Raw genomic sequence first — 8,202 nt, 5'->3', positions numbered from 1 at the left:
CTCCAGGGCGGGGTGCTCGCCTACGGCCGGGCAGGGTCCTCCGGGGGCAAGGTGTTCGTCTGCGGGCCGTCTGTGGCTGGTCGCGCAGTTCCCCGCGCCCCTTCAGGGCCCGGATTATGGCTGCGGGTCGTGGTGGGTTGCGCGCGCAGTTCCCCGCGCCCCTAGGCGGTTAGGGGCGCGGGGAACTGCGCGACCAGCCACAGACGGCCCGCAGACGAACACCTTGCCCCCGGAGGACCCTGCCCGGCCGTAGGCGAGCACCCCGCCCTGGAGGGCACCCTGGGCCGTACACGGACGCCGGGTCCCCGAATGGCCCAGCCGGGTGGCCCGGTGCCGCCGGGCGGGTGACGCTGCCGGGGAGACCCAAACGTCCCCGGAGGTCACCGTGCCCAGTACGCTCCCGCTCCGCCGCATACTCGCGGCGGTCGTCCTCTCCACCGCCATCCTGGTGTCGACGACCGCCTGCGGAGGCGAAACCAAGAGCGCCCGCAACAGCCTGACCGCGGCGGAGGCCAGCGTCTCGCCGTCCAGCACCTTCGAGAAGCAGAAGCTCGCCAAGACGCGGTTCGTCGCCAACGCGGGCCTCGCCGCCGGTGCCGCCTACCAGTGGATCGTGAAGCCGTACAAGGCGGGCAAGTTCAAGAAGGGCGCCAAGGGCCGGACGTTCGCCCTGGTGAAGGCGGGCCTCGCCGGGGCCTTCACGTACAACCGGCTGAAGGCGGCCGTGAACAACGCCAAGGGCGACCCCCTCCTCTCCAAGGCCGTCGCCCCCCTCAGCTCCGGCATCGAGTCCCTCAAGGGCCTCGGCGGCAAGTTGCGCAAGGGCGACGCCAACGACGCGGACGTCGGGACGTTCGAGAACGTCATCAACGGCGTGAAGGGCGCGGGCAAGAGCGCCGGCGCGGACGTCAAGGACAAGGTGCCGTCCGCCTCGCAGCTCAGCGGCGGCTGATCACCCGCCCCGCACACCGTCAGCCGTTCAGCTCCGCCAGTACCCGCAGTGTCGTCGGGTCCGGTGACATGACCAGCAGGTCCGTCACCGGGCCCGTACGCCACGACTCCAGCCGCTCCGCGATCCGCTCCCGTGGCCCGACCAGCGAGATCTCGTCCGCGAAGGCGTCCGGCACCGCCCGCACCGCCTCCTCGCGGCGGCCCTCGGCGAACAGCGCCTGGATGCGGCGGGCCTCGGCCTCGTACCCCATCCGTGCCATCAGATCCGCGTGGAAGTTGCGGGCCGCGTGCCCCATGCCGCCGATGTAGAAGCCGAGCATCGCCTTCACCGGCAGCAGCCCCTCGGCCACGTCGTCGCAGACGTGGGCGCGGACCATGGGGGCGACGGTGAAGCCCTCGGGCAGCGCGTCGAGGGAGGCCCGGTACGCGTCGAGGCGGGTCGGCGACCAGTACAGCGGCAGCCAGCCGTCCGCGATGCGGGTCGTCTGCGCGATGTTCTTGGGGCCCTCGGCGCCGAGCAGCACCGGCAGGTCCGCCCGCAGCGGATGCGTGATCGGCTTCAGCGGTCTGCCGAGGCCGGTGCCGTCCGCACCCCGGTAGGGATGCGCGTGGAAGCGGCCGTCCAGCTCGACCGGTGCCGCGCGCCGCAGCACCTGCCGGATCACCTCCACGTACTCCCGCGTCGCCGTCAGCGGGCTGGCGGGGAAGGGCCGCCCGTACCACCCCTCCACCACCTGCGGCCCCGAGAGCCCGAGGCCCAGCATCATCCGGCCGCCCGAGAGGTGGTCCAGGGTCAGCGCGTGCATGGCGGTCGCGGTGGGGGTGCGGGCCGCCATCTGCGCGACGGCCGTGCCCAGACGGATCCGCGAGGTGTGTGCGGCGATCCAGGTCAGCGGGGTGAAGGCGTCCGAACCCCAGGCCTCGGCCGTCCACACCGAGGTGTACCCGAGGCGTTCCGCCTCCCGGGCCAGCTCCAGGTGTCCGGCATGGGGGCCGCGCCCCCAGTAGCCGAGTGCGAGTCCCAGCCGCATGGCGCCACCCCTGCCCGTATCTGACGGATCGTCAGGGGAGCGTACGGGAACGGCCCCCCGCCCCGGAAGGGGTGGGGGGCCGTTCCCGTACGCACGGGTTCCGGCCGCGGCCGGACCGCGGGGTCAGCCGCGCTGGATGCCCGTCGTGTCCTGGAGGACACCGCGGCGGCCGTCCTGCGTCTGCGCGACCAGGGCCGCGCCGCGCTGCTCCATCGCGAGGTACCAGGTGCCGGGCGCGAGCTCCGCGATCGGCGTGGCCGAGCCGTCCTCCGGGTACAGCTGGCGGGCCACCGGGACGGCGAACCAGAACGGGGCGAAGTCCCCGGCCGGGGCGCCGGCGGCGGGCTGCTGCTGGGCCGCGGCGGGCGCCGGGGCCTGGCCGCCCTGGCTCTGGTCGGCGCCCTGGGGCGCGAACGGCTGCGGCTGCGGGGCGCCCGGGTAGCCGTAGCCACCGGCGGGCTGGTTGCCGTAGGGCTGGCCGCCGTACGGGGCCACGGCCGGGCTCGGGTTGCCCATCAGCGGGGCCTTGAGCGCGGCGACCATCGGGCCGGCCACGGCGCCCGCGGCGAGCGCCAGCGCGGCGATCAGGCCGAGGATCATGCCGGCGCCGGCCTTGTCCATGTCGATGATGGTCCAGAACGCGGTCCACGCCGAGAAGATCGTGAACGCGGTGCCGAACTGGCCCAGGTCGATACCGGCGATCTTCTTCGGCTGCGGCAGCGAACGGGCCACCACGATGAGGACCGCTCCGATGATGCCGGCCAGGAACATGCTCATCAGCAGGCCCAGCGCGTCCCAGGCATTCGGCACGTCGAGCTTCGGGCAGAACGTACCGGAGCACGAATTGCCGACCGAGTAGAGATCGAGGAACGAGGCGATGAACAGCACCACCGCTGCTCCGATCACCACGCCGTCGCCTCGCGTGAGGGAGCGGATGTTCACGTAATAGTCCTTTTGGGTCGTCTCGTCGGGGCGGTCATCGCTGCCGCCGGTGTACGTGCACACGGCGCGAAGCACGGGGGTGGTTCCCCACCCGGAGGAGAATCTATCGTCTGACCGGGTGGGAAGTCCCCCCGGTGCTCAGACCGTGACCGACCCGCAGCCGACCGCTCCCGTCGGCGCGCCCCTCACTTGCGCAGGAAGTCGCCGATCCCGTCCGCGATGCCCTGGGCCGCCCGCTGGCGCCAGTCCGCGCTCGTCAGCAGGGCCGCGTCACCGGAATCGCGCATGTTCCCGCACTCGATGAACACCTTCGGCACGGTCGACAGGTTGAGCCCGCCGAGATCCTTGCGGAGGTCCAACCCGGTGCCGTCGCCCACGTAGTTGGAGGGCGGCATGCCGGTGGCGTGCACGAACTTCCCCGCGATCCTCACACCCAGCTCACGCGAGGGGCCCACGATCGGGGCGGTGTTCGCCTTCCCGGCGTTCACCAGCGCGGGCAGGATCACATGGAACCCGTGGTTGCCCTGCGCCGAGCCGTCGGCGTGCACCGAGACCACCGCGTCCGCCCTGGCCCGGTTGCCGATCGCCGCGCGCTCGTCCACGCACGGACCGAAGGGCCGGTCCGCGTCCTGGGTGTACGTGACGGTCGCGCCCTGCTTCTCCAGGAGCGCCCGCAGCCGGTGCGACACGTCCAGGGTGAACGCGGCCTCGGTGTACCCGTCGCCGGTGTCGGTGCCGGTGGTGTCGCACTCCTTCTTGTTGGTCCCGATGTCGACCTGGCGGTTGATCTCGGCGGTGTGCTGGAAGTTGCTGGGGTTGTGCCCCGGGTCGATCACCACGACCCGGCCCGCGAGCGGCCCGGTGGGCCGGGCGGACTGGGTGGCGGCCGAGGCCGAGGCCGAGGGCGACGGCGTGGCCGTCGCGGTCGCGGCCGGCGGCCTGGCGCCGCCGTTCCCCGAGGGCCGCGCGGCGGGCGCGCTGGGCAGCGGCAGCACCTTGGGCGGCTTGTCGTCATGGCCGCCGGAGCCGCCCATGGCCTGCCACACCAGCCAGCCGGCCAGAGCGGCCGGGGCCAGTGCGGCGGTCACGATGACGAGGTTGCCGCGCAGACGGCGCCGGGGCGGGGTGGGGGACTCGCTGTCGTACGACACGCAGTGATGCTAGGGCCTGCGCGGTGGATCCGGTCGGCTCCGGCCCCGGGGTGTCGGTGCCGTCACACTCCGGCGCCGGTGCGGCGCAGGACGCGCAGCGAGTCGGTGGCCGAGACCTCGCTGAACGCGCCGGACGCCAGGGCCCGCAGATAGACGCGGTACGGCGCCTGGCCGGTGAACTCGTCGACCGGGTCCGGGAAGACGTCGTGGATCACCAGCAGGCCGCCCTCGGCGAGGTGCGGGGCCCAGCCCTCGTAGTCCCCGGTGGCGTGCTCGTCGGTGTGGCCGCCGTCGATGAAGACCAGCCCGACCCGGCCGCCCCAGGCCCGCGCCACCTGCGGCGAGCGTCCCACGACCGCGATCACGTGCTCTTCGAGGCCGGCCCGGTGCAGGGTGCGGCGGAAGGTGGGCAGGGTGTCCATCAGACCGACCTCCGGGTCGACCACGGACGGGTCGTGGTACTCCCAGCCGGGCTGCTGCTCCTCGCTGCCCCGGTGGTGGTCGACGGTGACGGCGACGGTCCCGGTGGCGCGGGCCGCGTCCGCGAGCAGCAGGGTGGAGCGACCGCAGTATGTGCCGACCTCCAGGAGCGGCAGGCCCAGCGCGCCCGCCCGGACGGCCGCCTCGTAGAGGGCGAGCCCCTCGCATACGGGCATGAACCCCTTGGCGGCCTCGAAGGCGGCGAGTATCTCCGGCTTGGGTGTCGCCATGGTCAGGGCTCCTGGGGGTCGGGCGCGGGGCTTGGTTCGGATGCGGCGGCCGGTGCTCGCGCTGCCGGGCGCCACATCCTAATCCCCGGCCGATCCCGCCCTCGATCTGACCTTCCGTCAGAATGGAACGTGTTCTAGTCTGTCGCCGTTCCAGCGGCGGCCACGGCGGGGAGTGCGGATGGGCATCGGGATCACCCGGGAGCAGCGCGAGCTGGCCGAGGCGGTACGGGGCGGCCTGGCGCGGGCCGTACCGCCCGAGGAGGTGCGGAAACTGCTCGACGCCGACGGCGCCCCCGCCTCCCGGCCGCCCTTCTGGGACGCGCTGGCCGCGCAGGGCCTGCTCGGGATCCATCTGGGCGAGCGGTACGGGGGCGGCGGCCTGGTGGAGCTCGCCGTGGTGCTGGAGGAGGCGGGCCGGGCCGCGCTGCCGGGCCCGTACCTGCCCAGTGTGCTCGCGGCGGCGGTGCTGGAGCGGGCCGGGCACGCGGAGGCGGTGGAGGCGATCGCGACCGGGGCGCGCACGGCGGCCGTGGCGCTCGGCCCCGGCGGCCTCACCGCCGTACCGGGCCCGCACGGCTGGACGCTCGACGGGACCGCCCCGCCCGTCCTCGCCGCCGCCCAGGCCGAGCTGCTGGTCCTGGCCGCGCGGGCGGGCGAGGAGATGCTGTGGCTGCTGGTGGACGCGGCGGACCTGGACGTACGGGCGCACGACGGCGCCGACCCCACCCGCCCCACCGCCGAGGTCACCGCCCGGCGCCTCGCCGTCCCGCAGGGGCGGGCGCTCGCCGTGGACCCCGCGCTCGTCCACGACCTGGCGGCCGTCCTCTTCGCCGCCGAGGCCTGCGGAACCGCCGGCCGGGCGCTGGAGACCGCGGTCGCCCACGCCAGGACGCGCGAGCAGTTCGGCCGGCCCATCGGGCGGTTCCAGGCGGTCAAGCACCTCTGCGCCGACATGCTGGTCCGGGTCGAGCAGGCGCGGGCACTGGTGTGGGACGCGGCGCGGGCGGCCGGGCCGGAGCGGGCCGAGGTGCGCGGGCTCGTGGCGTCCCTGGCGGCGGCCACGGCCCTGGACGCGGCCCTCGGCTGCGCCCAGGACTGCGTCCAGATCCTCGGCGGCACCGGCTTCACCTGGGAGCACGACGCCCACCTCCATCTGCGCCGCGCCCTGGTGGCCCGCCAGCTCCTCGGCGCGGGCGACACCCACCGCCAACGGGCCGTCCGGCTCGCCGGGGCCGGGGCGCGCCGGGAGCTGCGGCTCGAACTCCCCGAGGAGGCACGGGCGTTCCGGGGCCCGGCGCGCGCGGCGGTGGAGTCCGTACGCGGCCTCGACCCGGCCGCCGCCCGGCGCGCCCTCGCCCCCACCGGATACGCCGCACCCCATCTGCCACCGCCGTACGGCCTGGGCGCGGGGCCCGTGCAGCAGCTCGTCGTCCAGGAGGAGCTGCGCGCGGCCGGGGTGAAGGTCGCGGAGCTCGGGATCGGCACCTGGGTGGTGCCCTCGCTCCTCGCGTACGGCACGAAGGAGCAGCAGGAGCGCTATCTGCTGCCGACCCTGCGCGGGGACCTGCTGTGGTGCCAGCTGTTCTCGGAGCCGGAGGCGGGCTCGGACCTCGCGAGCCTGCGGACCCGCGCCGAACGCACCGGGGACGGCTGGCGGATCACCGGCCAGAAGGTGTGGACCAGCGCGGCCCAGTGGGCGGACCACGGAATCCTGCTCGCCCGCACCGACCCCCGGGCGCCCAAGCACGAGGGCCTGACGTACTTCCTCGTCGACATGAAGCACACCCCCGGGATCGACATCCGGCCCCTGCGGGAGATCACCGGCGACGCGCTCTTCAACGAGGTGTACTTCGACGGAGCGCCCCTGCCGCCGGACGCGGTCGTCGGCGAGCCGGGCGGCGGCTGGCGGGTCGCCCGCAACACCCTCGGCAACGAACGCGTCCACATGGCCGACCAGTTGACCTTCGACACCGGTCTGGAGGCACTGCTCGCCCGCGCCGACGATCTCGACGGCGCCTGCCGCGCCCGGATCGGCGCGCTGGCCGCCGAGGCGCACGCGCTGGCCTGCGTCGGGCTGCGCACCACCCTGCGCCGGGTGTCCGGGCTGGAGCCCGGCGCGGGGGCGAGCGTGCGCAAGCTCGTCCAGACGCTCCACCAGCAGAAGGTGGCCGACCTCGCCCTGGAGCTGCTCGGCCCGGCGGGCGCGACGGCCGAGGGCCCGGCACGGCAGGCCGTCCACGGCTATCTGATGTCCCGCTGTCTGACCATCGCGGGCGGTACCACGCAGGTCCAGCTCAATGTCGTGGCCGAGCGGATCCTCGGCCTGCCGCGAGACTGAACGAGCCGAAGGAGCGGGTACGTGAAGAGTTTGGTGGCCGGGGTCGGGACGACGGAATTCGTGAAGCCCGAGTCGCGGGAGTGGCAGTACTGGGACATGGCACGGGAGGCCGGGACGGCCGCGCTCGCGGACGCCGGGATCGGTTACGGGCAGGTGGAACAGGTCCTGGCGGGCTACTGCTTCCAGCCGTCGACGGCTGGCCAGCGGGCGGCGTACGAACTGGGGCTCACCGGTGTCCCCGTCCACAACGTCAGCAACAACTGCGCCACCGGGTCGAGCGCGCTGATGCTGGCGCGGCAGCTGGTGGAGGGCGGGGTGAGCGAGTGCGTACTGGCGCTGGGCTTCGAGAAGATGAAACGCGGCGCGCTCGGCGGCGGGGCGGACGGCGGCGACTTCGCCACCTCCCCGGTCGCCCGCCACTACGGGGTCATGGCCGCCGCCCACGGTTTCGGGGCGACCCCGCCGACGGCGCAGATCTTCGGCAACGCGGCGCGCGAGCACATGGAGCTGTACGGGACGACCGAGGCGCAGCTCGCGGCGGTCGGCGCCAAGAACCACCGGCACTCGGTGCACAATCCGCATGCGCAGTTCCAGGTGGAGTACTCGGTGGCGCAGGTGCTCGCGTCGCCGCCGGTCCACCGGCCGCTGACACGGCTGCAGTGCTCGCCCACCTCGGACGGGGCGGCGGCGGCCGTCGTCGTCTCCGAGCGGTTCGCGGCGGAACACGGCCTGGAGGAGCGGGCGGTGGAGATCGTCGCGCAGGCGATGGCGACGGACACGGAGGAGTCCTTCGCGTCCGGCCGGTGCATCGACGTGGTCGGGGCCGGCATGTCGCGGGCGGCGGCGCGGTCCGTGTACGAGCGCGCCGGGCTCGGCATCGAGGACGTCGACGTCATCGAGCTGCACGACTGCTTCTCCATCAACGAACTGCTGACGTACGAGGCGCTGGGGATGTGCGGGGAGGGGGAGTCCGGGAAGCTGGTGGAGTCCGGGGCGACGACGTACGGCGGCCGGTGGGTGGTGAACCCCTCCGGCGGTCTGATCTCCAAGGGGCATCCGCTGGGGGCGACGGGGCTGGC

Annotated in this window: 7 protein-coding genes; 3 read left to right on the top strand and 4 right to left on the bottom strand. The window is 74.2% G+C overall.

What is annotated here, in order from left to right:
- The first annotated feature begins 385 nt into the window (after positions 1 to 385).
- A complete protein-coding gene (locus tag ACJA3G_RS23950) occupies positions 386 to 952 on the top strand; it encodes a hypothetical protein (RefSeq protein ID WP_406555095.1) in 567 nt (188 codons plus the stop codon).
- Positions 953 to 971: 19 nt separating this feature from the next.
- Here the strand turns inward: ACJA3G_RS23950 and ACJA3G_RS23945 are convergent, their stop codons facing one another.
- The 4 genes from ACJA3G_RS23945 to ACJA3G_RS23930 form a co-directional block, all read right to left on the bottom strand.
- Positions 972 to 1,982 (bottom strand): LLM class F420-dependent oxidoreductase, encoded by a 1,011-nt coding sequence (locus tag ACJA3G_RS23945; RefSeq protein ID WP_406555094.1) that lies wholly within the window; start codon positions 1,980 to 1,982, stop codon positions 972 to 974.
- A gap of 123 nt (positions 1,983 to 2,105) precedes the next feature.
- Entirely contained in the window at positions 2,106 to 2,924 is an 819-nt protein-coding gene (locus ACJA3G_RS23940; protein WP_406555096.1) for a hypothetical protein, read from the bottom strand.
- 185 nt (positions 2,925 to 3,109) lie between these two features.
- Positions 3,110 to 4,075 carry an N-acetylmuramoyl-L-alanine amidase gene (locus ACJA3G_RS23935; RefSeq protein ID WP_406555093.1) on the bottom strand — a complete coding sequence of 322 codons (966 nt, stop codon included), beginning with the start codon at positions 4,073 to 4,075 and terminating at the stop codon, positions 3,110 to 3,112.
- 62 nt (positions 4,076 to 4,137) lie between these two features.
- Positions 4,138 to 4,785, bottom strand: coding sequence for a class I SAM-dependent methyltransferase (locus tag ACJA3G_RS23930; RefSeq protein WP_406555092.1), 648 nt, complete (start codon positions 4,783 to 4,785; stop codon positions 4,138 to 4,140).
- A gap of 178 nt (positions 4,786 to 4,963) precedes the next feature.
- Between ACJA3G_RS23930 and ACJA3G_RS23925 the strand changes: the two genes are divergently transcribed.
- Positions 4,964 to 7,123, top strand: coding sequence for an acyl-CoA dehydrogenase (locus tag ACJA3G_RS23925; RefSeq protein WP_406555091.1), 2,160 nt, complete (start codon positions 4,964 to 4,966; stop codon positions 7,121 to 7,123).
- Positions 7,124 to 7,144: 21 nt separating this feature from the next.
- Positions 7,145 to 8,202 (top strand): thiolase C-terminal domain-containing protein (locus ACJA3G_RS23920; RefSeq protein ID WP_406555090.1); only part of this gene is annotated, 1,058 nt, incomplete at its 3' end.

Origin of the sequence: Streptomyces sp. YS-3 (assembly GCF_045257485.1) — a bacterium.
GTDB lineage: Bacteria > Actinomycetota > Actinomycetes > Streptomycetales > Streptomycetaceae > Streptomyces.
This window is presented reverse-complemented; position numbering and strand designations above follow the sequence as displayed.

What these genes read in the sequence shown, in the direction of transcription:
- ACJA3G_RS23945 (WP_406555094.1), bottom strand. Translation starts at nt 1,982, where the DNA reads ATGCGGCTGGGACTCGCACTCGGCTACTGGGGGCGCGGCCCCCATGCC.
- ACJA3G_RS23930 (WP_406555092.1), bottom strand. Translation starts at nt 4,785, where the DNA reads ATGGCGACACCCAAGCCGGAGATACTCGCCGCCTTCGAGGCCGCCAAG.
- ACJA3G_RS23925 (WP_406555091.1), top strand. Translation starts at nt 4,964, where the DNA reads ATGGGCATCGGGATCACCCGGGAGCAGCGCGAGCTGGCCGAGGCGGTA.